Genomic DNA, 1492 nt, shown 5'->3' on the forward strand with positions numbered 1-1492 from the left:
AATGGTGCTTTAAGTGATAATTCTCAAGGGGTTAAAGCTCTTAATTTAGATGAGATGAAACAAATTAAGGGTGGGTATATAACCTATTTAAAACGACTTAGTGATAATGAAGTTATAGCCTTTGCCAAACCTGATTGGAATTTGGAATTAACTTTATTTCAAGATAGTAACGGAGATCAATATTATTGGAATAGAGAAGGACTTGTTCGATTTGGTGGAATGTGCGGTATAGAAACTACAAATTGTTTGGTTAATGGTAAGCATTCCTATATCAATCAAAAAAGACTTTGGGAAACTATGAGTATAGTGGGCGATGACCCTTATCGTAACTTTCTTGGATATACTGTGAAAAGAAATATTGGTATTTCTAATTTAGGGAAAAGATTTGTGTATTTTTCTTATGGAGTGGCTGTAATCAACGAACAATCAGGTTCTTGATATAGAGTAAAATCAAGTCCTGTTTTGAATAATTACAGAGTAGTTAAGGAAATCAGTTCAAACTATAAAGACTTTTTAGAAAGATATCTTGGTGGGTATTCTATCAAGTAAAGAGGAAAAACTAATGATAAATAGTCTAAACTCAAATTTAAACTATGATTATAACACTTCAAATTTTAAACAAGATAAAAATATTGATTTTAAAATCAACAAACACGGAGTAGCCGTTATAACAGGAGAAGGTGCTTTGCCTTATCGTGGAAAAAAATTTGAGTATAATCCTAAAATATTCGGACTTGATGAAAGTATTAGCAAAAAAGATATGCAAGAATTTAACAACTTTATGAAGTCAAATGCTTTAAAAGACCCCAATAAAATAGAAAAATCCCCTTTAAAAGATTTTAATCCTGCTTATACAAAATGGGACCCAACTACGGAGAAAATGATGTTAGGTTTTTTTGCTTCTTATTCTAAGATGTTTCATTTGGGCTACGACATCATCAAAAAAGCCGATGAATTTTATAAAGAATTTGACGCACTTATAAGTAAAGATTTAAGCTTAAATGAGTTTAAAACTAAATACATAGATTTTAAGCAAAGACACGATGAATTTGTGAAAGAATACGAAATGGCTATGGGTGATAAAATGTTGCTTTCTAGTGATGATGAAATTATCACTCAACAAAGTGAAAAACCCTTCAAAGCCATTCAAGGCGAAAGTAAAAACAAAGAAACTTACAAAGATGATAGCACAAGAAACGAACTTGTAAAAAAACTATTAGAAGGTAAATTTAGCACTAGTAAAGAATTAGAACTTCTTTTTGGTATGAAATTTAGCGATGATGATACAGGAGAATTTAACAAAATTATTTCTCAAAATACTGCACAAAAAAGTATAGATATTAAAGCTTGATAATGCAAAAAGGGCAAAAAGAATTAATAAAATACTTACAGAGAAAACAAAAAATTGATATAACAATTTAAATCACATTAAGGAGAAATTATGCTTAAAAAATTAGCAAGTTCATTGATTTTAGGTTCTTTGTTAGCTAGT

General features: G+C 29.4%; 1 protein-coding gene and 1 pseudogene. Both read left to right on the forward strand.

Annotated elements, in window-relative coordinates; genetic code table 11:
- Positions 1–549, forward strand: a pseudogene (locus tag AJ885_RS09705) (hypothetical protein); the annotation flags it as partial.
- A gap of 13 nt (positions 550–562) precedes the next feature.
- Positions 563–1351, forward strand: coding sequence for a hypothetical protein (locus AJ885_RS09710; RefSeq protein WP_070281236.1), 789 nt, complete (start codon positions 563–565; stop codon positions 1349–1351).
- Positions 1352–1492 lie beyond the last annotated feature (141 nt).

Source organism: Campylobacter sp. BCW_6464 (assembly GCF_001762775.1).
GTDB lineage: Bacteria > Campylobacterota > Campylobacteria > Campylobacterales > Campylobacteraceae > Campylobacter_D > Campylobacter_D jejuni.